Annotated in this window: 24 protein-coding genes; 9 read left to right on the top strand and 15 right to left on the bottom strand. The window is 69.1% G+C overall.

Going from position 1 to position 25,482, the window contains the following annotated elements; genetic code table 11:
- Nucleotides 1-192: 192 nt before the first annotated feature.
- Nucleotides 193-966 (bottom strand): tyrosine-protein phosphatase, encoded by a 774-nt coding sequence (locus EV278_RS01195; protein ID WP_132085856.1) that lies wholly within the window; start codon nucleotides 964-966, stop codon nucleotides 193-195.
- Here EV278_RS01195 and EV278_RS01200 point away from each other — a divergent pair.
- Complete coding sequence (locus EV278_RS01200) at nucleotides 965-1,798, top strand: alpha/beta fold hydrolase (RefSeq protein ID WP_243692032.1); 834 nt, start codon at nucleotides 965-967, stop codon at nucleotides 1,796-1,798. The genes EV278_RS01195 and EV278_RS01200 overlap by 2 nt on opposite strands.
- Nucleotides 1,799-1,945: 147 nt before the next feature.
- Here EV278_RS01200 and EV278_RS01205 read toward each other — a convergent pair whose 3' ends face one another.
- Nucleotides 1,946-3,400 carry an AMP nucleosidase gene (locus tag EV278_RS01205; protein WP_132085860.1) on the bottom strand — a complete coding sequence of 485 codons (1,455 nt, stop codon included), beginning with the start codon at nucleotides 3,398-3,400 and terminating at the stop codon, nucleotides 1,946-1,948.
- A gap of 242 nt (nucleotides 3,401-3,642) precedes the next feature.
- Between EV278_RS01205 and EV278_RS01210 the strand changes: the two genes are divergently transcribed.
- Nucleotides 3,643-4,896, top strand: a complete 1,254-nt coding sequence (locus tag EV278_RS01210) for a dicarboxylate/amino acid:cation symporter (protein WP_132085862.1) — start codon at nucleotides 3,643-3,645, stop codon at nucleotides 4,894-4,896.
- 80 nt (nucleotides 4,897-4,976) lie between these two features.
- Nucleotides 4,977-5,399, top strand: a complete 423-nt coding sequence (locus EV278_RS01215; RefSeq protein WP_132085864.1) for a DUF6491 family protein — start codon at nucleotides 4,977-4,979, stop codon at nucleotides 5,397-5,399.
- Nucleotides 5,400-5,436: 37 nt separating this feature from the next.
- Here the strand turns inward: EV278_RS01215 and EV278_RS01220 are convergent, their stop codons facing one another.
- Both EV278_RS01220 and EV278_RS01225 read right to left on the bottom strand, forming a co-directional pair.
- On the bottom strand, nucleotides 5,437-6,309 hold the full coding sequence (locus EV278_RS01220) for a 2-dehydropantoate 2-reductase (RefSeq protein WP_132085866.1): 873 nt from the start codon (nucleotides 6,307-6,309) through the stop codon (nucleotides 5,437-5,439).
- Between the two features lie 95 nt (nucleotides 6,310-6,404).
- The gene (locus EV278_RS01225) at nucleotides 6,405-7,445 is read right to left on the bottom strand and encodes a ribonucleotide-diphosphate reductase subunit beta (RefSeq protein ID WP_132085868.1); all 1,041 of its coding nucleotides are present in this window, start codon (nucleotides 7,443-7,445) and stop codon (nucleotides 6,405-6,407) included.
- A gap of 146 nt (nucleotides 7,446-7,591) precedes the next feature.
- Here EV278_RS01225 and EV278_RS01230 point away from each other — a divergent pair, with 146 nt between their 5' ends.
- From EV278_RS01230 to EV278_RS01255, 6 genes are all read left to right on the top strand, one after another.
- Complete coding sequence (locus EV278_RS01230) at nucleotides 7,592-8,263, top strand: glutathione S-transferase family protein (protein WP_132085870.1); 672 nt, start codon at nucleotides 7,592-7,594, stop codon at nucleotides 8,261-8,263.
- A gap of 221 nt (nucleotides 8,264-8,484) precedes the next feature.
- Nucleotides 8,485-8,976, top strand: coding sequence for a hypothetical protein (locus EV278_RS01235; protein ID WP_132085872.1), 492 nt, complete (start codon nucleotides 8,485-8,487; stop codon nucleotides 8,974-8,976).
- 258 nt (nucleotides 8,977-9,234) lie between these two features.
- On the top strand, nucleotides 9,235-10,281 hold the full coding sequence (locus tag EV278_RS01240) for an aspartate-semialdehyde dehydrogenase (protein ID WP_132085874.1): 1,047 nt from the start codon (nucleotides 9,235-9,237) through the stop codon (nucleotides 10,279-10,281).
- 88 nt (nucleotides 10,282-10,369) lie between these two features.
- Entirely contained in the window at nucleotides 10,370-11,140 is a 771-nt protein-coding gene (locus tag EV278_RS01245; protein WP_132085876.1) for a sulfite exporter TauE/SafE family protein, read from the top strand.
- Nucleotides 11,141-11,219: 79 nt separating this feature from the next.
- Nucleotides 11,220-11,933: a hemolysin III family protein gene (locus EV278_RS01250; RefSeq protein ID WP_243692033.1), complete on the top strand. Its 714-nt coding sequence runs from the start codon at nucleotides 11,220-11,222 to the stop codon at nucleotides 11,931-11,933.
- A 22-nt stretch (nucleotides 11,934-11,955) separates the two neighbouring features.
- On the top strand, nucleotides 11,956-13,296 hold the full coding sequence (locus EV278_RS01255; protein WP_132085878.1) for a patatin-like phospholipase family protein: 1,341 nt from the start codon (nucleotides 11,956-11,958) through the stop codon (nucleotides 13,294-13,296).
- Here the strand turns inward: EV278_RS01255 and EV278_RS01260 are convergent.
- The 11 genes from EV278_RS01260 to EV278_RS01310 all read right to left on the bottom strand — a co-directional run bounded on the left by EV278_RS01260 (nucleotide 13,286) and on the right by EV278_RS01310 (nucleotide 25,475).
- Entirely contained in the window at nucleotides 13,286-13,624 is a 339-nt protein-coding gene (locus tag EV278_RS01260) for a hypothetical protein (RefSeq protein ID WP_132085880.1), read from the bottom strand. The two genes, EV278_RS01255 and EV278_RS01260, sit on opposite strands and share 11 nt — an antisense overlap.
- A gap of 116 nt (nucleotides 13,625-13,740) precedes the next feature.
- On the bottom strand, nucleotides 13,741-14,730 hold the full coding sequence (locus EV278_RS01265) for a lipid A-modifier LpxR family protein (protein WP_132085882.1): 990 nt from the start codon (nucleotides 14,728-14,730) through the stop codon (nucleotides 13,741-13,743).
- A 170-nt stretch (nucleotides 14,731-14,900) separates the two neighbouring features.
- Nucleotides 14,901-16,778: a ribonucleoside-diphosphate reductase subunit alpha gene (locus EV278_RS01270; RefSeq protein WP_132085884.1), complete on the bottom strand. Its 1,878-nt coding sequence runs from the start codon at nucleotides 16,776-16,778 to the stop codon at nucleotides 14,901-14,903.
- A gap of 507 nt (nucleotides 16,779-17,285) precedes the next feature.
- Nucleotides 17,286-18,488: an OmpA family protein gene (locus tag EV278_RS01275; protein WP_132085885.1), complete on the bottom strand. Its 1,203-nt coding sequence runs from the start codon at nucleotides 18,486-18,488 to the stop codon at nucleotides 17,286-17,288.
- 327 nt (nucleotides 18,489-18,815) lie between these two features.
- Nucleotides 18,816-20,012 carry an ABC transporter permease gene (locus EV278_RS01280; RefSeq protein ID WP_207905420.1) on the bottom strand — a complete coding sequence of 399 codons (1,197 nt, stop codon included), beginning with the start codon at nucleotides 20,010-20,012 and terminating at the stop codon, nucleotides 18,816-18,818.
- On the bottom strand, nucleotides 20,009-20,965 hold the full coding sequence (locus EV278_RS01285) for an ABC transporter ATP-binding protein (RefSeq protein WP_207905421.1): 957 nt from the start codon (nucleotides 20,963-20,965) through the stop codon (nucleotides 20,009-20,011). Before EV278_RS01285 ends, EV278_RS01280 begins: the two co-directional genes overlap by 4 nt.
- Nucleotides 20,962-21,948, bottom strand: a complete 987-nt coding sequence (locus EV278_RS01290; RefSeq protein WP_132085887.1) for an HlyD family efflux transporter periplasmic adaptor subunit — start codon at nucleotides 21,946-21,948, stop codon at nucleotides 20,962-20,964. Before EV278_RS01290 ends, EV278_RS01285 begins: the two co-directional genes overlap by 4 nt.
- Nucleotides 21,945-22,589 (bottom strand): TetR/AcrR family transcriptional regulator, encoded by a 645-nt coding sequence (locus EV278_RS01295; protein ID WP_132085889.1) that lies wholly within the window; start codon nucleotides 22,587-22,589, stop codon nucleotides 21,945-21,947. Before EV278_RS01295 ends, EV278_RS01290 begins: the two co-directional genes overlap by 4 nt.
- A gap of 380 nt (nucleotides 22,590-22,969) precedes the next feature.
- Nucleotides 22,970-24,757 (bottom strand): cation:proton antiporter, encoded by a 1,788-nt coding sequence (locus tag EV278_RS01300; RefSeq protein ID WP_132085891.1) that lies wholly within the window; start codon nucleotides 24,755-24,757, stop codon nucleotides 22,970-22,972.
- Nucleotides 24,758-24,795: 38 nt separating this feature from the next.
- A complete protein-coding gene (locus EV278_RS01305) occupies nucleotides 24,796-25,050 on the bottom strand; it encodes a toxin-antitoxin system HicB family antitoxin (protein WP_132085893.1) in 255 nt (84 codons plus the stop codon).
- Nucleotides 25,047-25,475: a putative toxin-antitoxin system toxin component, PIN family gene (locus EV278_RS01310; RefSeq protein ID WP_132085895.1), complete on the bottom strand. Its 429-nt coding sequence runs from the start codon at nucleotides 25,473-25,475 to the stop codon at nucleotides 25,047-25,049. Before EV278_RS01310 ends, EV278_RS01305 begins: the two co-directional genes overlap by 4 nt.
- Nucleotides 25,476-25,482 lie beyond the last annotated feature (7 nt).

Raw genomic sequence — 25,482 nt, forward strand, 5'->3', positions numbered from 1 at the left:
ACGGGCGAATGCGGACCTTGGGTTCCTATATCCGTCAGTCCCGCCCTCGTGGCGGGAACCTCTCTGTCCACCGCAAGAGCGGGGGCGTGGCGCGCCAGCGCGCCACGGTGCTTCACCGTCAGCTGAACGAGAGGTTCTCGCCACAAGGGCGAGAATGACGGCTGCATTTTTGGGGACCGGGATGCTGTCGCTCTACAGCAGGATATGCGCCCGCACCGCCTCGCGGCCCTTCGCGTCCAGGCCGATCGCCTGTTCCAGGTAGGCGTCCAGCGAGCCGTGCCGCGCCTTGATCGCCGCGATCGCCGCGGCCAGGTAGTCGGCCTCCACGCCCATGGCCGCGCGCACGGCGGCGTCGGACGGCCGGCGGCCCAGCTCGGCCTCCAGCAGGTCGGCGAACACCGGCCCGCGGCGGGCGAAGCGGGCTTCGTCATTGGTCAGCAGGTAGTCGTCGACCAGATCGTCGTCGGCCACGCCGGCCAGGTGGTGGGTCAGGGCGGCCAGCAGGCCGGTGCGGTCCTTGCCCGCCGCGCAGTGGATCAGCACCGGGCCCCGCGCCGCGGCCAGGGCCTGGAAATAGCGGCGGAACAGGTCCAGGTGCCGCTCGGCGAACGGCGCGCGGCGGTAATAGTCGACCAGGTAGCCGCGGATCGACCGCACCGACAGATCCGATTGCCGCAAAAAGGCGTGCCAGGGGTCCTCGCCGGTCACGCCCAGGTCGTTGTCGATCACCTCGGCGGCAAAGCCCGCCCAGCGCCGCGACGGGTCGCGCTGGCGCTCGTTGGGGCGGCGCAGGTCGACGATGGTGCAGAGGTTCAGGCCGGCCATGGCGACGAGGTCGTCGTCGGTGGCCTGGGCCTGGTGGGCGGCGCGGAACAGCAGACCCTTCTTCAGCCGCCCGGCGCCGGCGGCGTAGTCGCCGAAGTCGCGAAAGTTGTCGACGCCTTGCAGGACGATATGACGGGTCATGGCGCGCTTGTTAGCGCCGCCCGGTGACGAAAGCGAGACGCTGGACGCCGCCGGACGGCGGGGCCACTCTGCCCCGATGACCGACCTGCACCGCTTCCAGAGCTTCGACGGCGTCTCGATCGGCTATCGCACGCTGGGCGATCCGGCGGGCTGGCCGACCGTGATGCTGCACGGCTTCCTGGCCAGCGCCGAGAGCAACTGGTTCCTGCCCGGGATCGCCGCCGTCGTGGCGGCCATGGGACGGCGGGTGATCGCCCCCGACCTGCGCGGCCACGGCCGCTCGGACGCCCCGTCCGACCTCGCCGCCTGGCCGCCCGACGTGCTGGCCCGCGACCAGGAGGCCCTGGTCGCCCACCTGCACCTGAAGGACTACGACCTGATCGGCTACTCGCTGGGCGCGCGCACGGCGGTGCGGATGCTGGCGCGCGGGGCGCGGCCGCGAAAGCTGGTCCTGGGCGGCATGGGCGATCGCGGGCTGATGGCGGCCGGGGCGCGGGCGGCGATGTTCGAGGACGCCATCCGCCATGGCGACGCCGCGCGCGATCCCCGGGCCGGCCGGCGAGTCCAGGCGATGATGGCCGCCGGCGGCCTCAAGCCGGAAGCGATGCTGGGCGTCCTCGCCTCGTTCCTGGCGACGTCGGCCGAGACGATCGCGGCGATCGACGTCCCGACCCTGGTGGCGGCCGGCCAGCGCGACGACGACAACGGCTCGATCGAGGCCCTGGCGGCGATGATGGCCGACGCGCGGGCCGTGCGGGTTCCGGGCGACCACCTGAGCGCGGTGATGGAGCCGGCGCTGGCGGCGGCGATCGTGGGGTTTTTGGAAGGGTAGCGGCGGCGATCACTTGCCCCCTACGGGTCGCTTCGCGACCGTCTTCCCCCAGAGGGGGAAGAGCCTTTGGGGGCGAGCGCTCCGCCCCCTATGGGGGCGGACAGACCGCGAAGCGGTCAGGTGGGGGCAAGTGCCCCCTAGATCCGATCACCGGAACGGCGGTTCGTCGAAGGCGCGCAGCTTGCGCGAGTGCAGGTTGGGACCTTCCTCCTGCAGCAGCTTGCAGGTCAGGATGCCGATCTGCAGGTGCTGGCTGATCGCCCGCTCGTAGAAGGCGTTGGCCTGGCCGGGCAGCTTGATCTCGCCGTGCAGGGGCTTGTCCGACACGCACAGCAGCGTCCCGTACGGCACCCGGAAGCGATAGCCCTGGGCGGCGATGGTGGCGCTTTCCATGTCGATGGCCACGGCCCGGCTCTGGTTGAAGCGCAGGGCCGACAGGCTGTGGCGCAACTCCCAGTTGCGGTCGTCGGTGGTGACCACCGTGCCCGTCCGCAGGCGCTTCTTCAGCTGATCGCCGCTGTCGCCGCTGATCGCCTTGGAGGCGTCGTAGAGGGCGCGCTGGACCTCGGCGATCGACGGCACCGGGATCTCGGGCGGCAGCACGGCGTCCAGCACGTGGTCGTCGCGCAGATAGGCATGGGCCAGCACGTAGTCGCCGATGGTCTGGGTGTCGCGCAGGCCGCCGCAGTGGCCGATCATCAGCCAGGCCTGGGGCCGCAACACCGCCAGGTGATCGCAGATGGTCTTGGCGTTGGACGGGCCGACCCCGATGTTGACCAGGGTGACGCCCCGGCCGCCGGGGGCCATCAGGTGGTAGGCCGGCATCTGGTGCTTGCGCCAGGTCGACTCGGCCACCGCCAGTTCGGGATTGGCGGTGTTGGCGGTGATCGTCAGCCCGCCCGCGCACGACAGGGCCGTGTAGGGGCTGTCCGGCTGCTGCAGCTGCTCGATGCCCCAGCGGACGAATTCGTCGACATAGCGGTTGTAGTTGGTGAACAGGATGAACTGCTGCACGTCCTCGGCCGGGGCGCCGGTGTAGTGCTTCAGCCGGGCCAGGGAGAAGTCGGTGCGCAGGCCGTCGAACAGGGCCAGCGGCCGGTTCTCCTCCATGGCCGGGTTCCACACCCCGTCGGCGATCTCGTCGCCGATGAAGGCCAGGTCGGTGGTCGGGAAGAAGCGGGCGATGTCCTCGCTGCGGACGTCGGCCTGGTTCAGGTCGATGCTGGCGTCCAGCACGTAGGGATAGGGGATTTCCTGGCTGGAGCGGTCGATCTCGATCTCGACCTCGAAGTCGTTCATCAGCAGGGTCAGCTGCTCGACCAGGTAGTCGCGGAACTGGTTGGGCTTGGTGATCGTCGTGGCGTAGACGCCGGGCCGGCTGACCCGGGCGTACGAGCGCGCCAGCTTGGGCGGCAGGGCCTCGGGATCATAGATCAGCCGCAGCTCGGGATAGGCGAACGTACCGTCGAACCGCGTCTGCGGGTCGGGCCGGGTTCCCTGTTCGAGATAGGCGCGAAGCGCGGTCCGCAGGGCGTCGACGGCGCGTTCGTATTCTTGATTGAGCCGCTCGACCGCGGCGATTGCTTTTTCTTGGTTTGACATGGCGCCCTATATCAGCGTTCCGCCGCCTTTTCCAGCCAAGCCTCGCCTCGACGTCGGCGGAAAGCTCTGGGGCATGGACGAAGCCGATTTCGTCGGCCACAAGGGACCAAATGCCCGGGCGTGGGGCGGATGGCGGCGGGAGCGACCTCGCGCCTGATCCAAGTCCCGGGCGGCAACCTGCACATCCGCGGCGTCGACAGCGTCGGTCCGCAAGAAGACCGTCCGGCGCCCGAGGGGACCTTATGAATAGACGTTTCGCCTTCCTGATCGTCGCCGCCATGATCCTCGGGGTCCTGGTCGGCTGGGCCTGCAACCAGTACCTGGACGCGGACGGGACCAAGAAGGCGGCCGACCTGGCCGCGCTGCTGCCCTACATCTTCCTGCGCCTGATCAAGATGATCATCGCGCCGCTGGTGTTCACCACCCTGGTGGCCGGCATCGCCCACATGGAGGACGCCGCCGCCGTCGGCCGGGTGGGCGTCAAGGCGATCGGCTGGTTCCTGGTCGCCTCGATCCTGTCGCTGCTGATCGGCATCGGCATGTTCCACCTGCTGGACCCCGCCCATGGGGTGGTGCTCAAGGAAGTGGCCGAGGCCGGCGCCCCGCCGTCGGCCGAGGGCGCCTTCACGGTCAAGAGCTTCATCGACCACCTGATCCCCACCTCGCTGTTCGAGGCGATGGCCAAGAACGAGATCCTGCAGATCGTGGTCTTCTCGGTGTTCGTCGGCACGGCCGTCGCCACCCTGGACAACAAGGCCCCGGCGGTCCTGGAGGTCACCGAGCAGGCCGCCTCGATCATGCTGAAGGTCACCGCCTTCGTGATGGCCCTGGCCCCGCTGGCCATCTTCGGCGCCCTGGTCAACACCGTCGCCAAGGAGGGCCTGTCGATCCTGGGGGTCTACGCCCGCTTCATCGGCTCGTTCTATGCGGGGCTGGGCACGCTGTGGCTGCTGCTGTTCCTCGCCGCCCTGTTCTTCCTGGGCAAGCGGGCCATCCCGCTGTTCGGCTTCATCCGCACCCCCGCCCTGCTGGCCTTCTCGACCGCCAGTTCGGAAGCGGCCTATCCGCGCCTGCTGGACGGCCTGCCCACCCTGGGCGTGCGCCGCAAGATCGTCAGCTTCGTCCTGCCGCTGGGCTATTCGTTCAATCTCGACGGCTCGATGATGTACTGCACCTTCGCCACCCTGTTCATCACGGCGGTGCACGGCGTGCACCTGACGCTGGAGCAGCAGGCCTCGATGCTGCTGCTGCTGATGGTCACCTCCAAGGGCATGGCCGGGGTGCCGCGGGCCTCGCTGGTGGTGATCATGGCCACCCTGACCTATTTCGGCCTGCCCGAGGCCTGGATCGCCCTGGTGCTGGGCGTCGACCACCTGCTGGACATGGGCCGCAGCGCCACCAACGTGGTCGGCAATTCGGTCGCCGCCGCCGTGGTCGCCAAGTGGGAAGGCGAGCTGGACGATCCGGCGCCGCAAGCCGAGGCCGCCCAGGCCTGAACCGCCAAGCGGGACCGATTGACTTCAGGAGGGAGAAGACCAATCTCTTCCTCCGAGGGATCTCGGTTAGGAAGACCGCCATGAACGTCAAATCCATGATCCGGGCCGGCCTGATGACGACGGCGCTCCTGGCCGCCTCGGCGCCGGCCCTGGCCGCCAACGCGCCCGACGACGCCAAGGACGCCGTCGCCAAGCCGGCCCGCAGCTGCTTCTACCTGTCGGACTGGGACGGCTGGAGCGCGCCCGACCGCGATACCCTGTATCTGCGGGTGCGCAATCGCGACGTCTACCAGGTGGAGCTGTCGCACGGCACCAGCCAACTGACCTCGCCGGGCGTGCACCTGGTGTCGATCGTCCGCGGCATTGACTCGGTGTGCAACCCGCTCGACCTGGACCTGCGGGTCTCCGACGGCTTCGGCTTCGCCATGCCGATCATGGCCAAGTCGATCACCAAGCTCTCAGCCGAACAGGTCGCGGCCATCCCGAAGAAGGACCGGCCGTAGGGGTTTCGACGGACGGGGAGATCCGAGCGGATTTCCTCTACCCCGCCGCCGCCTCCAGCAGGGCCACCATCATCGCGTTGACCGGCGTGGCGATCCCGTGTCGTGCGCCCAGGCGGACGATCACGCCGTTGCGGGCGTCCAGCTCCATCGGGCGGCCGGCGGCGCGGTCGGCGTGCAGGGAGTTGATCCCGTCGGGCGGCGCCGCGCGATAGCCCTCGACCACCTTTTCAGGCAGATCGGACGGCAGGTCCGCCCCCTCGGCCCGGCCCACCGCCACGCATTCGCCGACCAGGGCCCGCATGATCTCGGCGACCGGCTCGCGCCGGGCCACGCCCGCCGGCTTCAGGGTCAGGGCGTTGACCGCCCCGGCGCAGTTCAGGGCCAGCTTTTTCCAGGCCGCGGTCCTGAAGTCGGCCGTGGTCGACACCGCGATCGGCGTGTGGGCGAACAGGGCCGCGAAGGCCTCGCCCGCCGCGCCGTCCGGAACCAGGATCGAGCCGTCGCGCCGCTGGCGCACCCGGCCCGGAGCGCTGCGCTCGGCCGGGATGTCGACCACCGCCGGAGTGATCCGGGCCGCCTCGACATAGGGGGTGAAGCGCTCGACGTGCTCGACGCCGTTCTGCAGCACCGCCACGCGGGCGCCCAGTCCGACCAGCCGGGCCAGCCAGTCTCCGGTGACGACCGCGTCATAGGTCTTGGTGGTGACGATCGCCCAGTCCACGGGCGAGGCGTGATCCGGCGCGGTCAGCACGCGCGGGCTGGCCGTCAGCGGCCCGCCGGGCGTCTCGACCTCCAGCCGGTCGAACGGCGTGCGGGCGCAGACCTCGACCGCCAGGCCGGGATCCTGGGCCAGCCAGGCGGCGACGACGCCGCCCACCGCGCCCGGACCGATCACCGCTATCCGCGTCATCGCCCAACTCCAGATTCCGAACGCCAGACAGAGAAAACGCCGCCCCCTTTCGAGGGCGGCGGCATGTTATCCCCGTTGTCCCTGCTTCTTCTGGCTTATTCCGCCGGCAGGGTGTTCTCCGAGCGCTTCTGCAGCATGGTGTCGAAGCTCGACCACACGCCGTCCGCGCCGTGCCATTGGCCCCGGGTGGCCGCCTTGGAATATTCGGTGGCCCGGGCCTCGAAGAAGTTGGCGTGCTCCACGCCCGACAGCAGCGACTGCAGCCAGGGCAGCGGGTTTTCCTTCACGCCATAGACCTCCGGCAGGGCCAGCTGGCGCAGGCGCCAGTCGGCGATGAACCGGATGTATTGCTTGATGTCGTCGGGGGTCATGCCCTGGACGTCGCCGGCCTCGAAGGCCAGGTCGATGAAGGCGTCCTCCATCTTCACCACCGTCTGGCAGCAGTCGACGATGTCGTCGGCCACGGCCTTGGTGACCGCCCCGGTCTCCTTGTTGAACGTGTGGTACAGCTTGATGATGCCTTCGCAGTGCAGGCTCTCGTCGCGGATCGACCACGAGACGATCTGGCCCATGCCCTTCATCTTGTTGAAGCGCGGGAAGTTCATCAGCATCGCGAAGCTGGCGAACAGCTGCAGGCCCTCGGTGAAGCCGCCGAACATGGCCAGGGTGCGGGCGATGTCGGCGTTGGTGTCGACGCCGAACTTCTGCATGAAGTCGTGCTTGTCGCGCATGGCCTGGTATTCCATGAACGCGCCGAACTCGCTCTCCGGCATGCCGATCGTCTCGAGCAGCAGAGCGTAGGCCGCGATATGGATGGTCTCCATATTGGCGAACGACGACAGCATCATCTTCACTTCGGTGGGTTTGAACACCCGGCCGTAGCGTTCCATGTAGTTGTCGGCGACCTCGACATCCGACTGGGTGAAGAAGCGGAAGATCTGCGTCAGCAGGTTCCGTTCCTTGTCGTTCAGCTTGACGGCCCAGTCCTTGAGATCCTCGCCCAGCGGCACCTCTTCGGGCATCCAGTGGACCTGCTGCTGCTTCTTCCAGAACTCGTGGGCCCACGGATAGCGGAACGGCTTGTAGGCGCCGGAAGGGGTCAGCAGGCCGGGCGTGGTGATCAGCTTGGCGGACATCGAGGAACCCTTGGGGCGAGAACGGGGGCGAGAATCGGTCGAACGAACTAGGATAACGTACGTTAGCATTTAGCCAGACGCACGCCCCTCCTGTCTACCAGATGTAGTGTGACGAGGGGTCGCATCCACAACATAGGGCCTTGCCTGTGGAAAAGCCATTTACCCTGTTCAGCGCCCTCGGATCGGGCGGCGTGCCCGTCGAGGCGGCCATGACGCTGATCGGCCTGCCCTACGCGATCGTCGAGGCGCCGACCTGGGAAGGCGAGGCCGAGCAGGCCAAGGTGGCCGGCGTCAATCCGTTGAAACAGATCCCGGCCCTGCTCACCCCGGAGGGCGAGACGATCACCGAAAGCGCCGCCATCCTGCTGTGGCTGGCCGACCGCCATCCCGAGGCGCGGCTGGCGCCGGCCCCCGACTCGCCCCTGCGCGGCCAGTTCCTGCGTTGGATGGTGTTCGTGCCGGCGGCGATCTATTCGCTGTTCTGGGTGCGGGACGATCCGTCACGGCTCGGCGGGCCGGACCCGGAAGTCCAGGCGCGGATAAAGACGGCGACAGCCGAACGGATCCTCGACTGCTGGGGCATGATGGAACGGCAGGTCTCGCCGGGCCGCTACCTGCTGGGGGACGAGCTGACGGTGCTCGACCTCTATGTCGCCGTGGTCAGTCGCTGGGGCCCGAGGCGCGTGCGGTTCTACGAGGTCGCGCCAAAGATGGCGGAGGTGGTCAAACGGGTGGACGCCGATCCGAGGCTGGCGGCGTTCTGGGAAAAGCGGTTCCCGTTCTTCGACGGGTGGGAGCGGCTGGGGCAGCAGGTGTAGAGGTCGACCGAAGCGAACGGATGAAAGTTCGCGACACCGAATTGGCCTCACCTTGCAAGCCCGCAGCCGTTTCATCTTGAGCGACGCTATATGCAACGCTAGGTTTTGCCAGAACGTCCGCTTGAGGCGGCCTGGCCTCCGGTCCATGAAGCTGCTCATGTCGCGGGCCGCCGCGGACCTTGCCCGAGGCGAGCCCCTCACCCGACCGCGAGGAGAGGAAAATGAAGCGGCTGGGCGGAATGCTGTTGCTCTCGGCTATCACTCTCTCTTCGGCCGCCAGCGCCGCGGACCAGAAGCCCTACGTCTCTTGGGGAAAGCCGGGCGTTTCCTTCGCGCAATACCGAGCGGAGGCCGTCGACTGCGCCTACGCGGGCGCGACCAAAAGCTTCACCGACCAAGCCGCATACAAGGACGCCCGACATGGCCTGAACGCCCAGGACAGCGAGCTTGAGCGCGGCGATGTGGCGGAATACGTCATGATCTACCGAAGAAACCTCAGGCGTAATATCTCGAAGCTGCAGACCTACCTGGTCGGCAATGTCGAGAAGTGCCTGCTGGATCGGGGATACAAGCCCTTCGTTTTGACGACGGATCAGAAGAAGAACCTCGACAGGCTGGATCGCGGCAGCCAGGAAAGGTTCGAGTTTCTTCACGCTCTTGGAAGCGATGGAAAAATCTTGAGCGAACAGTCTGTCGCCCCGGAAAAGCGCTGATGTCACGCCTCTCGACGCCGGCGCATCCGCGGTCGAGCGCGCAGCTTTACCTCGCCACGCTTCCCCGCTAAGAACCGCCCCGATGCAATTCGCGCCGACCATGATTATTACCCCGAAAACGACCCGCCTCGGCGGGGCGTGGTCGGGTGCGTGCGCGAACTAGCGAGCATCCCATCAGCCCCGCCGATGCGCGGGGCCGGCTCTCACACCACGAGACCTCAGCGCCCGCGCCTCCGCACTTTCAGGAGACGTAGACCCGTGAGCTTCAAGTTTTCCCGATCCCATCCGCCGCGCGTCGGCGTCGTCGGCGCCACCGGCCTGGTGGGCGGCATGATGCGCGCGCTGTTGGCCGAGCGTGATTTCCCGGTCGCCGAATTGCGCCTGTTCGCCTCGCCCCGCTCGGCCGGGACGAAGATCGACTTCAAGGGCGTCGAGGTCGTGGTCGAGGACGCCGGGACCGCCGACTTCAGCGGCCTAGACATCGTGTTCTTCTCGGCCGGCGGCGGTACGTCGCGCGAACTGGCCCCGAAGGCCGCCGCGGCCGGCGCCGTGGTGATCGACAACTCCTCGGCCTGGCGCTCGGACCCGGACGTCCCGCTGGTGGTGGCCGAGGTCAATCCGCACGCCCTGAAGAGCATCCCCAAGGGCATCGTCGCCAATCCCAACTGCACCACCATGGCCGCCATGCCGGCCCTCAAGCCGCTGCACGACCGCGCGGGCCTCAAGCGCCTGACCGTCAGCACCTACCAGGCCGCCTCGGGCGGCGGGGTCGAGGGCATCCAGGTGCTGTCCGAGCAGCTGCGCGCCGGCGCGAGCGGCGACCTGGACGGCCTGGCCCAGTCGGCGGACGCCGCGCCCCTGCCCGCTCCCCGCAAGTGGGTCGCGCCGCTGGCCTACAACGTGGTGCCGCTGAACTATGTGCTGGGCGAGGACGGCTATACCGAGGAGGAGCTGAAGCTGCGCGACGAGAGCCGCAAGATCCTCGAAATCCCCGGCCTGCCGGTCTCGGGCACTTGCGTGCGCGTGCCGGTCTTCACCGGCCACTCGCTGTCGATCAACGCCGAGTTCGAGCGCCCGCTGTCGGTCGCCGAGGCTGTGGCCCTGCTGGCCGCCGCGCCGGGCGTGGTGCTGGACGAGGCGCCCAACCCGCTGGCCGCCACCGGCCAGGACCCGGTGTTCGTCGGTCGCCTCCGCCCCGACCCGACAGTCGAACACGGCCTGGCCCTGTTCGTGGTCGGCGATAATCTGCGCAAGGGCGCGGCCCTGAACGCCGTGCAGATCGCCGAAGTGATGCTGGACCGCTAAGGCTATCGTCCCGGCTCGACGCAAGGCGCGCCGGGACGACAAACTTGCAGCGGCGGAGACGCCGCCCAAACCGACAGGCCCCGCTTCCATGCTGACCGATCCCCTGTTCTACGCTGTCGCTGTTCCCGCGGTGATCCTGCTGGGCCTGGCCAAGGGCGGATTCGCGGGGATCGGGGTGGTGGCGGTGCCGTTGATGGCGCTGGTGATCTCGCCGGTGCTGGCCGCCTCGATCACCCTGCCGATCCTGCTGGTCCAGGACGTGGTCAGCGTCTGGTCGTTCCGCCGCACCTGGGACCGGGGGCTGCTGATCCTGATGCTGCCGGCCGCGGGGGTCGGCATCTTCCTGGGCTGGCTGCTGGCGGCCCGGGTGTCGGTGGCGGCGGTCGAGCTGTCGATCGGCCTGATCTCGATCGCCTTCTCGCTGCAGCGGCTGTGGGCCGAACGGGCGGTCAAGGCGGCGGCCGCCGTCGAGGCCGGCCCCGCCCGGCCCTGGCTGGGAGCCCTGTGCGGCGCGGCGGCCGGTTTCACCAGCCAGGTGGCCCACGCCGGCGGCCCACCGTTCCAGATCTATGTCCTGCCCCGCCGCCTGCCGCGCGACGTGTTCATCGGCACCAGCGCCATCTTCTTCGCCACCGTCAACTGGATGAAGGTGCCGGCCTACATCGCCCTGGGCCAGTTCACGCCCCAGGTGCTGGCCACGGCGGCCGTGCTGCTGCCCCTGGCCCTGGCCTCGACCTGGGCCGGCGTCTGGCTGGTGCGCCGCGTGCCGGCCGAGGGCTTCTACCGGGTGATCTATGTCCTGCTGATCGCGGTCGGGACCAAGCTGGCCTGGGACGGGGCGCACGGCCTGCTGGGCTGAGAAAATAACACCGCCCGGCCCTATCCCAGCCACGATGATCGGCGTTTATATGTCACCGATCGCGCGTAGAGTTGGGGACATGACCGAGACCACCAGCATCATTCCGGCGGCTCCGGCGGCGCAGGTTCCGGCGCCCCTTGCGGCCACGCACTATCCGACGCCGGCCGCCAAGTGCGCCGACCTGGTGGTGCACCTGGCCGGCCTGGCCTGCGCCCTGCTGGGCGGCGGCATCATGCTGGGCCTGGCCTTCGGCCTGGGCTCGCTGAGCCAGGTGGCGGCGATCGCCGTCTACACGGTCGGCCTGATCACCATGCTGTCGCTGTCGACCGCCTACAACTTCGCCAAGGCCCGCTGGCGGCCGCTGCTGCGCCGCTTCGACCATGCGGGCATCTTCGTGATGATCGCCGCGTCCTATACGCCGTTCACCACCCAGAACCTGCACGGCTGGTGGGCGATCGGCATGACCACGGCGGTCTGGTCGGTGGCCGGGATCGGCGTCGCCGCCAAGCTGTTCCTGCCCGGCCTGGACAAGCGCTTCTGGGTCGGCCTCTACTTGGCCCTGGGCTGGCTGGTGCTGGTGGCCATCAAGCCGATGATCGCCGGCATGGGCTGGGCAGCCCTGCTGCTGCTCGCGCTTGGCGGGGTGATCTATTCCACCGGTACGGTGTTCTATCTGATGAAGCGGCTGAAGTTCCGGCGGGCGATCTGGCACGGTCACGTGATCGGCGGCGCCGGCCTGCACTACGCGGCCGTGCTGGTCGGGGTGGTCCTGGCCTCCAGCGGTCGGCCCTGACCGCGCGTCCGTCGAGTTGGCCTTGAACACCCCGTCCGATCCCAAAAAGACCGTCCAGAGCTTCTTCCGGGATCGCGCGGCCAACAGCCAGCGCGGCAAGCGCCTGCCCGCCCCGCTGGACCATGCCGACAACGCCATCGAGGCGGTCGGCTTCCCGGGGGTGCGACTCAGCATCGACGAGGCCGACGAAGCCCTGCGCAGCGTCGCCGACCGCCTGGCCCCGATGCGGCCGCTGCTGGGCCGCGACGACTTCAACATCCTGGCCCTGTCCGGCGGCGCGGCCGGGGGCGCCTTCGGGGCCGGCGCCCTGGTCGGCCTGACCAAGGCCGGGGCGCGGCCGGAGTTCGCCATCGTCACCGGCGTCAGCACCGGCGCGCTGATCGCGCCGTTCGCCTTCCTCGGCCCGGCCTGGGACGACCGCCTGGCCGACGCCTATGTCGGCGGGCACGCCTCCGAGCTGCTCAGCCTCAAGCGCCTGGGTCCGACCCTGGGGCCCAGCCTGTTCCGCGGCGACTCGCTGGACGGGCTGGTCGCGCCGTTCGTCGACCTGGACATGATCCAGGCCGTGGCCGCCGAGCACGCCCGCGGCCGCCGCCTGCTGATCGCCACCACCAATCTCGACAGTCAGAAGGCGACCATCTGGGACATGGGCGAGATCGCCACCCGGGGCGGCGAGGCGGCCGTGCGGCTGTTCCGCGACGTGCTGGTGGCCTCGGCCACCCTGCCCGGCCTGTTCCCGCCCAAGCTGATCGAGGTCGAGGCGCCGGACGGCGAGGGCGGCGTCGCCCGCTATCAGGAAATGCACGCCGACGGCGGCATCGCCGCGCCGCTGTTTCTGATGCCCGACGCCCTGCTGCGCTGGCGCGAGCTGGGCCAGCGCCTGCGCCGCGGCCGGGTCTATGTGATCTTCAACACCGTGCTCGACCCCTCGCCCCGCACCACCGCGCCCGGCGTGACCTCGATCATGGGCCGCAGCTTCGAGACCATGCTGCGGTTCTCGTACCGGCAGGCGCTGAGCGTGGCCGCGGGGTTCTGCGCCCGCCACAACCTGCCGCTCTGGTCGGCCTCGATCCCGGCCAGTTTTTCGGACTTCAACATGATGAAGTTCGAGACCGCCGTCATGCGCCGCACCTTCGACGACGCCGAGGCCCTGGCGATCAGCGGCCAGCTGTGGTCCAGCGCCAGCCCGGCGCCCGAGCCCCTGTGGCGCGGCCTGTTCAAACGCCAGCCGTCCACGCGGCGGGCACCGGTCAAGGACCCGATCCTGGCGCCGGCCCTGGCCCTGCCGGACGAGCCGCCCGTCGACCTGGCGACCGACCTGGCGGTGGTCCCGACCGTCGAACGCCAGGAGCCTATTTCTTGAGGTAGCGGGCGCGCAGCTTCTCGACGCGCGGCGGGTCGGCCCGGAAGTCGCCGGCCAGGCCCAGGCGAGCGTTGCACGACGGGCAGCGCACCGACTCGTCGTCGGCCAGGGCGGCCGGCGGGTCGAAGCGCGTGCCGCAGGGCTTGCACTTGAAGTCGCCGACAGCCGGCGGCGGGGCGGGCGGCGGCGACGGCTCGGGGGCGATCACCACGACCCGCTTGGCGCCGGCCGGCCGGGCGATGCGCTCCAGCGGCGGTGGTCCGCCCGGCGCGGCGACGCCGCTCTTCAGGCTCAGGATCTTGCGGCGAGGGGGCTCGCTATCGCTCATGGCGCTCGATGGCTCGGCTGGAGGCCCGGCTGCAGGCTTCGGTGAAGGACGGGCGCTAGCTGCATGATCTGAGCCCGAAACTCAAGCGCCGAAGCGTGGACGCCGGCGCGGCGGTCCTACCAGTGCGGCCTCAGGCTGAACGAAAAGGCCACCATCTCGTCCTTCTGGGTGGCCATGCCCATGATCTGGTCCTTGGCCCTGATCTTGCGGTGCACATAGCCGAACGAGGCCTGCATCGGCCCCTTTCGCCAGGCCAGCCCCGCCTGGCCGTCGCCGACCAGCTTGCTGCTGGTGTCGGTGGTGACGCCGGCCCGGCTCCAGTCGCCGTCGCCGCTGCGCAGCATGTTCAGGCCGACGGCCTGGCCGCTGGCGGCGGCGAACATGTACCAGCGACCGCGCTGGCCAAACTGGCGGCCATCCTCGACGCCCAGCGAGTCGACGACCCGGTCGCCCATCTTCTTGCCGAACCGCACCGTCGCCCCGGCCTCGGCCGAGCCGCCGGCCCCGCCGAAGCCCAGGCCGGCGTGCGGCGTGACGTCCAGGGCGTACTTGCCCGCCCCCACCGACACGGCGGCCGGCCAGCCGCGGGTGACGGTGACGTCGACGTCGCGATCCTCGAAACTGTCCTGCTCGGGCCGCACCAGGGCCAGGGGCCGGGTCTGGCCCTGCGCCGCGACGCTGGCCACCGACACGCGCACCGAGTCGACCGCGTGGGCCCCCTCGCCGACGACGAAGGCGTTGGACCGCCAGGTGACCGGGCCGCGGCCCTCGTAATAGCGGTTGGCGTCCAGCAGGCCGGCGTCGCCATAGGCGCCGGCCGGCGACAGCGCGAAGCTGGGATCGCTGGCGCGCCCGGCCTTGGAGACGGGCGCCGCGGCGAAGCCGACGGCTGCGCCGGCGGGGCGCACGTTGCGCACGCCCAGGTCCATGGCGGCGCCGGGGCGCAGGTCGACGATAAAACTGGGCGAGGCGGTCTTGCGGGCGGCGGCCGACGCCCCATCTGCAGGCCTGGACGTTTTGACGGACTTCGACGGGCGAGCCTCAGCGGCGGCGACAGCCAGCGCGCTTACCGCCAAGATCGCGACAAATGCCGTGCAAGCACGCATTCAGGTCCCCAGAACCCTTTTCCCCTCTGGAAGCCTACTCGGAATTCGAATGACGTCCATGGGACAAATCCCCGCGTCATCAACATTTCTTACAAGGTAAAGGTTCCCGACGCGAAAACGGCGTCGCGGGAGGCCGCGACGCCGTCGATCTCGGGGTTCCAAAGGCCCGCCTACTGGCAGGCCAGGCATTCCTCGTAGTCGGTCTTGGCCGGGGCGTCGAAGCCGTTGGCGGGCCCCGCCACCGCGACGTCAGAGCCGGCGTAGGACGCCCGCTGCACCGATTTGGAGCGCAGGTAGTACAGCGACTTCACGCCGCGCTCCCAGGCCTGCCAGTGCAGCATGTGCAGGTCCCACTTGTCGACGTCGCCGGGCAGGAAGATGTTCACCGACTGGCTCTGGCAGATTTCCGGCGTGCGGTCGGCGGCCAGCTCGACCACCCAGCGCTGGTCCAGTTCGAAGGCGGTCTTGTAGACGTCCTTGTCGTCCTGGCTCAGGAAGTCCAGGTGCTGGACCGAGCCCTCGTTCTCCAGGATCGAACCCCAGACCGCGTCGGTGTTCTGGCCCTTCTCTTCGAGCAGCTTCTCCAGATAGGGGTTCTTCACCGCGAACGAGCCCGACAGGGTCTTGTGGGTGTAGATGTTGGCCGGGATCGGCTCGATGCCGGCCGACGTGCCGCCGCAGATGATCGAGATCGAGGCGGTCGGGGCGATGGCCAGCTTGTGCGAGAAGCGTTCCATCGAGCCGCGATCGGCGGCGTCGGGGCACGGGCCCTTCTCCTGGCCGATGGCGATCGACGCCTTGTCGGCCTCGCGGCGCAGGTGCTTGAACATCCGCATGTTCCAGCTCTTGGCCAGGGCGCTCTCGAACGGCACGTTCTGGCTTTGCAGGAAGCTGTGGAAGCCCATCAGGCCCAGGCCCACCGAGCGCTCGCGCATGGCGGCGTAGGCGGCGGCCTTGGCGGCGTCCGGCGCGCGGTCGATGAAGTCCTGCAGGACGTTGTCGAGGAAGCGCATGATGTCCTCGATGAACATCGGATGGTCGCGCCACTCCAGGAAGGTCTCGGCGTTGACCGACGACAGGCAGCAGACCGCCGTCCGGTCGTTGCCCAGGTGGTCCAGGCCGGTGTGCAGCATGATCTCGCTGCACAGGTTCGACTGACGGACCTGCAGGCCCAGCTCGCGCTGGTGCTGCGGCATGGCCCGGTTCACGGTGTCCGAGAAGATCAGGTAGGGCTCGCCGGTCTGCAGGCGCAGCTCCAGCACCTTCTGCCACAGGGCGCGGGCGTCGACCTCACGCAGGACCTCGCCGGTCTTTGGCGAGCGCAGGCCGAACTTGGCCCCGTCGCGGACGGCGTGCATGAACTCGTCGGTGATCGAGATGCCGTGGTGCAGGTTCAGGGACTTGCGGTTGAAGTCGCCCGACGCCTTGCGGATCTCCAGGAACTCCTCGATTTCCGGGTGGTGGATGTCGAGATAGACGGCCGCCGAGCCGCGGCGCAGGCTGCCTTGGCTGATCGCCAGGGTCAGGCTGTCCATCACGCGGATGAAGGGGATGATGCCGCTGGTCTGGCCCTGGCCCTTGACCTTCTCGCCGATCGAGCGGACGCCGCCCCAGTAGGTGCCGATGCCGCCGCCGTTGGCCGCCAGCCAGACGTTCTCGTTCCAGACGCCCAGGATGCCGTCCAGGCTGTCGTCGACCGCGTTCAGGAAGCAGCTGATCGGCAGGCCGCGCTCGGCGCCGCCGTTGCTGAGCACCGGGGTCGACGGCATGAACCACAGCTGGCTCATATAGTCGTAGACGCGCTGGGCGTGGTCGGCGTCGTCGGCGAAGGCCGTCGACACGCGGGCGAACATGTCCTGGTACGACTCGCCCGGCAGAAGGTAGCGGTCTTCCAGCGTGGTCTTGCCGAAATCGGTCAGCAGGGCGTCGCGCGAGCGATCGACCTCGACCTTGCGCACCAGGGCCAGCTTGGGGCGTTCGGAGGTTCGCAGGCCTTCGGTGCGGGCCTGGGGGACAGCCGTCGTCGTCTTCGCCGCTTCACTGCTCATGATCAAAAATCCATAATCAATCAGCGAGTTCCGGAGAAGGGAACGCCCCGTCCAGCCGCTATATCTTGTGGCCGAGGAGCCCCCTCAGCCCACATATGGGGCCACAGTGGCTAATGACTCGTCAACGACGAGATGTGCTCCGCGGGCGAGTTTTTTCTTAACAAGCTGTGAACGAACGCCGGTCCCTCGGAAGATGCTGGGCGCGATCAAAGGGTTGCATGATCAAGGCGATGGCGGCTGCGACGCCCTGTCGCGGTCAACAAAGAAGTGATCCGGCGGCGGAGCGGATTCCGCCAAAGGCGCTTGCCAATTCGATGCGCCCGGGCGGTGGGGGTTGTTCGGCGGATGACCTCAGTGCGAGGCATTGCGACTCATACATATCGCGGCGAGTTGCCGGGATATTGATTGGCCGCAACCGCATCCAAAACGCGTCCCGCGGTTGAACGCGCAAAAGAAAAGGGCCCGGCCTTTCGGCCGAGCCCTCAACTTCAGCGCCTGATCTTGATCTTAGAAGTTGATCGAGATCGTGGAACGGCGGTTCAGCGGTTCCTTCACACCGTCGCCGGTGGCGACGGCGGGGGCGCTTTCACCCTTCCAGTCAACGGCCAGGGTGTCGGCGGCGACACCGGCGCCGACCAGGGCGTCAGCCACGGCCTTCGCACGACGCTCCGAGAGCTTGGCGTTGTACTTCGGCGAACCCGAGGTGTCGGTGTGACCCACGACCACCAGCTTGGTGGCGTGGCCCGAGGTCGCGTAGTTCGCGGCTTCCGAAACCACCGACTGGGCTTCCGGCGTCAGCACGTACTGATCGAACGGGAAGTAGACGATGAACTCGCGCGCTTCGTACTGCGGCGGCGGCGGAGGCGGCGGCGGCGGCGGAGGCGGCGGGGGAGGCGGCGGGGGCGGCGGCGGCGGGGGAGGCGGCGGCGGCGGCGGCGGGGCGGCGAAGGAGTACCGCAGACCGACGGTCAGCGATTGGTCCTTGTACTGCCCTTCGAACGAACCGGGATTGATCGGGCCCGAGCTGGTGGTCTGCCAGGCGTGATCCTGGGTCGCGAACCAGCGATAGGTCACATCGACCTTCAGCTTGTCGGTCGCCTTGATCGAGGCGCCGGCGATAGCTTGCCAGGCGACCGAGATGTCGTCGTCGTCGGCGGTCAGGTTCTGGATGGCGGGGTTGGCCGCGGTGACCGGGCCGACGCCGCTGTACTGACCCAGCGCGCTGACGTCGAGGCGGTTGATGCCGACGCCGGCGCCCAGGAACGGGTTGATCCACGAGTCCGGGGCGAAATCGTACAGGACGTTGACCATCAGCGACCAGGAGTCGATCGAGCCCGACGGGCTGCCGCAGGTCGGGGCGGCCGCGGTGCGGGTCACGCCGGGGGTGCAGAGGCCGATCGGCTGCTGGCGGACCGGGTTGCCGCGGACGCTGGTCAGGTCGCCAGGACGATAACCGCCCTCGACTTCGGCGCGCCAGTTCGGGTTGAACTGGTAGCCCAGGCGGACGAAGCCGGCCCAGTCGTCATCGGCCGACCAGGTCCAGTGCGCCGGAGCGCCGTCCCGCAGGTTTACTTCCGATTCGGTGTTGATGCCCTCGGGCCAGTGATAGCCAAGGTCGACCGCGCCGTACCAGCCGGTCTCTTGGGCCGAAGCGGCGCCAGCGGCGAACACCGCGGCCAGAGCCACTCCCGCCAGGAGTTGAAGTTTCATATCAAGAGCCCTCTATTGCCCTGCACCGGCCGAGACCGACCGAGCATTGTTATACCAAGGCGCACGATCCGCGAAAGTGTCAGCAGAGCAACACCCGCCAGGTTTCGGCGCCCTCTGAGAAGACGCCGCGAACACCTGACCCGTCCCTGCAGAATCAACTTCCGAGCGTTTCGGCTGACTGTCCCGGAAAAAGCGCCAGCGCGGTACCGGTTCGCACGTGAATCCGCGCAGCGCAAGGCCTTGAGCACGTTTTGCCCCTTCGAGGTGCGTAAAAACGTCACGTCCGGGCACGAACTTCACAGCGGCGCACAAGGGGCGCCGGCTACCTCAGTCGAGCGTCCTACGGTAGCGCGACATGGCGGCGGCGGCGATCGCCACGACAAATACCGCCAGGGCGGCAAGACTTGTCCACAGGTCCACAAGCCCCAGTCCTTTAAGTAAAGACCCGCGCATCACCCTCAGGAAGTGGGTCACGGGAATCACGCCGCCCAGGGCCTGGGCCCAGGCCGGCATGCCCCGGAACGGGAACATGAAGCCCGAGAGCAGGATCGACGGCAGAATGTAAAAGAATGACATCTGCACGGCCTGCAGCTGGTTGCGGGCCACGGTCGAGATCAGGAAGCCCAGCGACAGCGACCCGAGGATGAACAGCACCACCCCCAGGGCCAGGGCGTCCCAGCCCCCCGCCATCGGCACCGAGAACAGCACCCGGGCCAGGACCAGGATCACCACCGTCTGGATCAGGCCGACCACCACATAGGGCGACAGCTTGCCGATCATCACCTCGATCGGCTTGGCCGGGGTGGCTAGCAGGCTTTCCATCGTGCCGCGCTCGTATTCCCGGGTCATGCCCAGCGAGGTCATCATCACCAGGGTCATGGACAGCACTACGCCCAGCAGGCCGGGCACGATGTTGTAGGCGGTGATGGCCTCCGGATTGTAGCGGCGGTGGATCACCACCTCGAACGGATCCTGGCCGGTCGCCATGCCGGAAGAGGGGGCGGCCGCGCCGACCAGGTCGCGGGAAAGCGCGGTGCGCGGAAGGTTGGCCAGCGCGGCGATCGCTCCACCGGTGGCGGCCGGGTCGGAGGCGTCGGCCTCGACCAGGATCTGGGCGCCGTCGCCACGCACCACCCGGCGGGTGAAGTCGGCCGGGATGGTCAGGGCGAACTGCACCTCTCCCCGGGCGATCGCCCGGTCCAGCTCCTCGGGCGAGGCGGCCTCGCGGACGATCTCGAAATAGCCGTTGTGGGCCAGGGCCGAGAGGGCCGAGCGGGCCATCGGCCCGTGGTCCTGCACCAGCACGGCGGTGGGCAGGTCGCGCGGGTCGCTGTTGATCGCATAGCCGAACAGCATCAGCTGGACGATCGGCATGACCAGGATCATCGCATAGGTCAGCCGGTCGCGGGTCAGCTGGATGAACTCCTTGGTCAGCACCGCCAGAATGCGGTTCAGCGACAGTCCTCGATCTGAAGATTGGCCGCGATCGGCGAGAGCCCCCGGATCGGAAGACCGGGCGCTCATTGGAAATTGTCCTTCGACGCGGCCATCAGCTGGATGAACACGTCCTCCAGGGTGGGCGAGACCTCGGTCCAGGCCAGCGGCGGCTTGCGATAGGGGGCGATCGCGGCCTCCAGCGCCACGCGGTCCTGGCCGCTGACGTGCAGGGCGGCGCCGAACGGGGCGGCCATGGCCACGCCGGGCGCCTTGGCCAGGTCGCGGCCCAGGCGATCGGCCCCGGGCCCCTCCGCGCGGAAAGTCGTCAACCCCGACTGGCCGATCACCGCGTCCAGGGTCCCGCGCGCCATCAGCCGACCGTAGGCGATATAGGCGATGTCGTGGCAGCGCTCGGCCTCGTCCATGTAGTGGGTCGAGACCATCACGGTCAGGCCCTCGGCCGACAGGGCGTGGATCTCGTCCCAGAACTCGCGCCGCGCCTGGGGATCGACGCCGGCGGTGGGCTCGTCCAGCAGCAGCAGGCGCGGCTCGTGCAGCACGCAGGCGGCCAGGGCCAGGCGCTGTTTCCAGCCGCCCGAAAGGCTGCCGGCCAGCTGCTTCTGACGGTTGACCAAACCCAGGCGATCGAGGGCCTCGTCCACCCGCTGGCGCCGACGGTCCAGGCCATAGATCCGGGCCGTGAAGTCCAGGTTCTCGCGGATCGACAGGTCCTCGTAGAGCGAGAACTTCTGGGTCATGTAGCCCGTCTGGCGCTTGACCGCCTCGGCCTGTCGCCGGAAGTCCAGGCCCAGCACCGTCCCCTCGCCGCCGTCCGGGGTCAGCAGGCCGCACAGCATGCGCAGGGTCGTGGTCTTGCCCGAGCCGTTGGGGCCCAGGAAGCCGGTGATCTTGCCCGCCCCCACCTGGATGGTCAGGTCCTGGACCACGTGCTTGTCGCCATACGACTTGTCGAGGCCGCGGACATCGACGGCGAGATCGGCGACCGCCAGGTCGGCGGCGGCCGGGGCGGCGGCGCTCACCGCCCCGCGTCCTTCAGCGGCGTGACGTCGATCGGCAGGCCGGGCGGCAGGCCGGCCGGTTGGTCCGGCAGGGCCTCGACCAGGAACACCAGCCGGTCGCGGGCGTCGCGGCTGTAGATCACCGGCGGAGTGAACTCGGCCCGCGGGCTGACGAAATTGATCCGGGCGCCGAGCCCCGGCTTGCAGCCGTCGCAGGCGAAGGCGATCCGCGTCCCCGGCCTATAGAGCGAGACCTCGGCCTGGGGCACGTAGAAGCGCAGGCGCACCCGGTCGTCGGGCAGCAGGGCCACCACCGGCTGGTTGGCCGCCACCCACTCGCCGGGCTGGTAGAAGACGTCCTGCACCCGAGCCGCCGCCGGGGCCCTGGGGCTGATCTGGTCCAGGCGGTTCTGGGCGACCGCCAGCTGGTCGCGGGCGGCGGCGGCCTGGCTTTCGGCGGCCCGGACAGCGTCAGGCCGCGCGCCCAGGGTCCCGACCCGGCGCTGCTGTTCGACCGTCCGGACATTGGCCTGGGCGGTCTTCAGCGCGGCCCGCGCCTGATCCAGACGGGCCGGCGCGTAGATCCCCTTGGCGACCAGCGGCGCGATCCGATCGTAGTCGGCCTGGGCCTGCGCCAAGGCGGCGGCGGCGGCGGCGCGCTGGGCGTCGTAGACCGCCAGTTCGTCCGGCCGCTGGCCCTTGGCGGCGTCCAGCGCCTGGGACGCGGCGGCGGCGGCCTGGGACGCGGCCTGGTCGCGGGCCGCGACCAGCTGGGCGGCGTCCAGGGCGAACAGCGGCTGGCCGGCCGCCACCCGCTGGCCGCGCTGCACCGACACCGTGCTGACCGGCCCGGCCGTGGACGCCCCGACATACAGCGTCTCGCCCTCGACATAGCCCGACAGCCGCCGGGGATGGGCCGCGCCCGGCCCCCAGAGCCGCCAGGCCACGAACCCGACCAGCCCGACCGCGACCACGGCCAGGACGATGCGAACCGGCGGCTTCATGCCCGCGCCTCCCCGGCCTCGACCAGCATGCCCCTCAGCACGACCTCGGCGTGCTGGGCCAGCAGGGCCTTCAGGTTGACCGGCTTGACCCCGACCGGCGCGAACACCTCGCGCCACAGCACGCCCAGCAGCAAGGGGCCCGCCAGGCTGAACACATAGAGCTGGGGATCGCCGGGCCGCACCTCGCCGCGCGCCTGGGCCGCGGCCACCGCCCCGCTCATCGCGCCCAGCATCAGCGAGACCACGTCCTCGTGCCAGACCTTGGCCAGCTCGGGGAAATTGCGCGACTCGCCGATCACCATCTTGGCCACCGCGCCCAGCCGCCCCTCGGTCATCACCTCGCCGATGCGGGCGAAGACCAGGCGGATCAGGTCGCCGAACGGCAGCGGGCTCTGGCCGATGAAGCCGGCCATCGCCGCCAGGCTGGGCGCGATCGTCTCGCGCACCACCGCCCGGAACAGGTCCTGCTTGGTCTCGAAATAGAGATAGAGCGCGCCCTTGGAGACCCCGGCCCGGGCGGCGATGTCGTCCAGCCGCGCGGCCGCGAAGCCCTTCTCGGAAAACACCTCCAGCGCCGCGGCGATGATCTCGCCGGGCCGCGCCTCGCTGCGTCGTCGCCACTTGGGTTGGCCGGGAGGCATGGCGGGGGCTCGCTTATATAACTGACGGGTCAGTTATATATCGGGACGCTGAGTTCCACAACCTGCCCACTGGATACGCCAGGGAATCGTCTGTCGCTCGCCGACGAGCCGAAGAGAGTGGCGATGTTAGAACAATTGGCGAAAGAGCTGGCGCAGCCCAGACGACCCAAGGCAGCCCCTCCTGGCGTCACCTAAGGGTGGGAAGCGGACATTGAGTGCGTCCTTCGAGGCCCGCTGCGCGGGCGCCTCAGGATGAGGCGCTTGGTACTGAATTCCTCATCCTGAGGTGCGCGCTCCTGAGCGCGCCTCGAAGGACGCACAGCGCTTAAAGAGTCCGCTTAGGGTCGAAACCGCTCGTTGGCGCCACTATTCGGAGCCCCCTACCCCCGCCCCGCGTCCCGCAGCCGCTTCCGCTTGCCGCCCAGCGCATCCGGCCGGTTCAGGACCTTGCGGTATTCGTCGCGGCGTTCGTGGATCGAGGCGATGACCAGGCCCATGGGAACGCCGATGTCGACCAGCACGGCTTCCGACAGCTGCAGGCTGGCCTCGATGGTCTCGGGCACGGCGTCGGTGGCGCCCAGGTCGTAGAGCCGCGCGGCGTGGCGGGCGTCGCGGGCCCGGGCGACGATGGTCAGGTCGGGGCGATGCCCGCGCGCCACCGCCACCACCGCCTCGGCGGCCTCCGGCGAGTCCATGGTCACCACCACCGCCCGGGCGTAGTCCAGGCCGCAGCGTTCGAGCAGCTCGACCCGCGAGGCGTCGCCGAAATAGACCTGGTGGCCGTTGCGGCGCCCCTGCTGGACGAAACCGGGGTCACGGTCGATGGCGATCCAGGGCAGGTCGTGGCGGTCCAGCATGTCGCCGACCAGCCGGCCGACCCGGCCATAGCCGACCACCAGCACCCGGTCCCGCGGCTCCTCGCCCTGGTGCTCCTCGGCGACCTCGGGCGCCTCGCTGAGCGGGGCCGCCGCGCGCCTGGTCAGCCGTCCGCCGGTCCCCGACAGCAGCGGGATCAGGAACATGGTCAGGGTCGCGGCCACCAGCACCGCCTGGCCGACCTGTCCCGAGACCACGCCGGCCCCCATGGCGTTGTCCAGGATCACGAAGGCGAACTCCCCGCCCGCCGCCAGGGTCAGGGCGGCCTCGACCGCCGCCCGGCCCGACAGGCCCAGCAGCCGGCCCAGCCCGACGACCATCACGCCCTTGACCGCCACCAACCCCAGGGCGACGACCAGCACGAAGACCGGCTTGGCCACCAGCAGCGACAGGTCCAGGCGGATGCCCAGCGACACGAAGAACAGGCTGAGCAGCAGGCCCTTGAACGGCTCGATCTTGACCTCGACCTCGTGGCGATACTCGGTCTCGGCCAGCAGGATGCCGGCCACGAAGGCGCCGAGCGCCATCGACAGGCCCGACAGCGACGCCACCAGCCCCGCCCCGATGATCACCAGCAGGCAGGCGGCCATGAACATCTCTTCGCTCTTGGCTTTCGCCACCGAGCGCATCATCGGCCGCAGGGCCAGGCGGCCGAACAGGACGATCACGCCCAGGCCGACAGCGGCGGGGCCCAGGGCCAGCAGGTCGCCGAGCGTGAACGTCCCGTCGCCCCGGCCGAGGATCGCCAGGGTGATCAGGATCGGCGCCACCGCCAGGTCCTGGAACAGCAGCACCGAAAAGGTCGCCCGTCCGCCCTCGGAATGCAGGCGCTTGCGCTCGACCAGCACCGGCACGGCGATGGCGGTGGACGACAGGGTCAGGGCCGCCCCGATCGCCAGGGCCGCCACCGGCGGCTGGCCCAGGGCCATGGCGACGCCGCCCAAGGCCAGCGAGCAGCCGACCACCTGCAGGGCGCCCAGGCCGAAGACCAGCTTGCGCATCAGCCGCAGCCGCTCCCACGACAGCTCCAGCCCGATCATGAACAGCAGGAACACCACCCCAAACTCGGCCAGCTGGGCGATTTCCTGCGGGTTGTCGACGGTGACGTAGTCCAGCCAGGGAAAGGCGTGGCTCAGAGCCCCCAGGCCGAACGGCCCCAGGATCACCCCGGCGATCAGGAAGCCGAGGATCGGATTCAGCTTCAGCCGCTTGAACAGCGGCGCGACGATACCCGCCGTGGCCAGGAACAGCACCAGGTCCTTGTAGTCCGCCGGCGATATCGCGTGGTTCACGTGCCCCTGCCCCCCTGTTCCTGGACCCCAGCCCGCGCTTAGCCGCTCGGCAGCTCGTCGCCCTTCAGGGGCGGATTGTCGCCGCCAGCCTTCTTGAGAAGTTCCATCGCCTTAGGAATGTCCGCCCGCGCCGCCCGCTCGGCGAAATAGCTCTCGGTCCGCAGCGCCGACAGCTTCTCAGCAACCGCGACATTGATCAGTTGATTGAGCGCAACGCCTTCGGCTTCGGCAAGCTTACGCGCCTCGTCCAGCAGAGACGGCTGAAGCCGTAGCGCAAAATTGCTCTTCCTCATCGTTCCGCCTCCAACCTTCGTATGGCTTCGCTCGGCAGCCAGAGTTCGACGCCAAACCGGTGCGCCACCGCATCAAAATCACGCTTGTTATAGGTCACGATGGCGTCAGCCCGGCCGTTGGCGGCGGTTTCCAACACCATGTCGTCATCCGGATCTCGCACCGCTGGTCGCCAGAGAAACGCCAACCGCACCGGCTCAGCCGCCGCGGCGACCGCATCCAGAATGGTCCCGACGTCGCCGGCCGAAAAGCCGGAAGCCGTCAGATGCTCGCGGCGTGTCATCACCGCCTCGTACTCAATCAACAACGGGGTGGAGACCAACAAGATCAACCGCTTAGACAACCCCGCCAGCAGCAGCCGGTTGGATGCGCCCGCATGACTGCGGATCGCCGCCACCATCGTCGCTGTGTCGAGGACCAAGCGCATGCACCTA

The organism is Caulobacter sp. BK020, assembly GCF_004342605.1.
Lineage (GTDB): Bacteria > Pseudomonadota > Alphaproteobacteria > Caulobacterales > Caulobacteraceae > Caulobacter.

What these genes read in the sequence shown, in the direction of transcription:
- EV278_RS01200 (WP_243692032.1), top strand. Translation starts at nt 965, where the DNA reads ATGGCGCGCTTGTTAGCGCCGCCCGGTGACGAAAGCGAGACGCTGGAC.
- EV278_RS01195 (WP_132085856.1), bottom strand. Translation starts at nt 966, where the DNA reads ATGACCCGTCATATCGTCCTGCAAGGCGTCGACAACTTTCGCGACTTC.
- EV278_RS01205 (WP_132085860.1), bottom strand. Translation starts at nt 3,400, where the DNA reads ATGTCAAACCAAGAAAAAGCAATCGCCGCGGTCGAGCGGCTCAATCAA.
- EV278_RS01210 (WP_132085862.1), top strand. Translation starts at nt 3,643, where the DNA reads ATGAATAGACGTTTCGCCTTCCTGATCGTCGCCGCCATGATCCTCGGG.
- EV278_RS01215 (WP_132085864.1), top strand. Translation starts at nt 4,977, where the DNA reads ATGAACGTCAAATCCATGATCCGGGCCGGCCTGATGACGACGGCGCTC.
- EV278_RS01220 (WP_132085866.1), bottom strand. Translation starts at nt 6,309, where the DNA reads ATGACGCGGATAGCGGTGATCGGTCCGGGCGCGGTGGGCGGCGTCGTC.
- EV278_RS01225 (WP_132085868.1), bottom strand. Translation starts at nt 7,445, where the DNA reads ATGTCCGCCAAGCTGATCACCACGCCCGGCCTGCTGACCCCTTCCGGC.
- EV278_RS01235 (WP_132085872.1), top strand. Translation starts at nt 8,485, where the DNA reads ATGAAGCGGCTGGGCGGAATGCTGTTGCTCTCGGCTATCACTCTCTCT.
- EV278_RS01245 (WP_132085876.1), top strand. Translation starts at nt 10,370, where the DNA reads ATGCTGACCGATCCCCTGTTCTACGCTGTCGCTGTTCCCGCGGTGATC.
- EV278_RS01250 (WP_243692033.1), top strand. Translation starts at nt 11,220, where the DNA reads ATGACCGAGACCACCAGCATCATTCCGGCGGCTCCGGCGGCGCAGGTT.
- EV278_RS01260 (WP_132085880.1), bottom strand. Translation starts at nt 13,624, where the DNA reads ATGAGCGATAGCGAGCCCCCTCGCCGCAAGATCCTGAGCCTGAAGAGC.
- EV278_RS01265 (WP_132085882.1), bottom strand. Translation starts at nt 14,730, where the DNA reads ATGCGTGCTTGCACGGCATTTGTCGCGATCTTGGCGGTAAGCGCGCTG.
- EV278_RS01270 (WP_132085884.1), bottom strand. Translation starts at nt 16,778, where the DNA reads ATGAGCAGTGAAGCGGCGAAGACGACGACGGCTGTCCCCCAGGCCCGC.
- EV278_RS01275 (WP_132085885.1), bottom strand. Translation starts at nt 18,488, where the DNA reads ATGAAACTTCAACTCCTGGCGGGAGTGGCTCTGGCCGCGGTGTTCGCC.
- EV278_RS01280 (WP_207905420.1), bottom strand. Translation starts at nt 20,012, where the DNA reads ATGAGCGCCCGGTCTTCCGATCCGGGGGCTCTCGCCGATCGCGGCCAA.
- EV278_RS01290 (WP_132085887.1), bottom strand. Translation starts at nt 21,948, where the DNA reads ATGAAGCCGCCGGTTCGCATCGTCCTGGCCGTGGTCGCGGTCGGGCTG.
- EV278_RS01295 (WP_132085889.1), bottom strand. Translation starts at nt 22,589, where the DNA reads ATGCCTCCCGGCCAACCCAAGTGGCGACGACGCAGCGAGGCGCGGCCC.
- EV278_RS01305 (WP_132085893.1), bottom strand. Translation starts at nt 25,050, where the DNA reads ATGAGGAAGAGCAATTTTGCGCTACGGCTTCAGCCGTCTCTGCTGGAC.
- EV278_RS01310 (WP_132085895.1), bottom strand. Translation starts at nt 25,475, where the DNA reads ATGCGCTTGGTCCTCGACACAGCGACGATGGTGGCGGCGATCCGCAGT.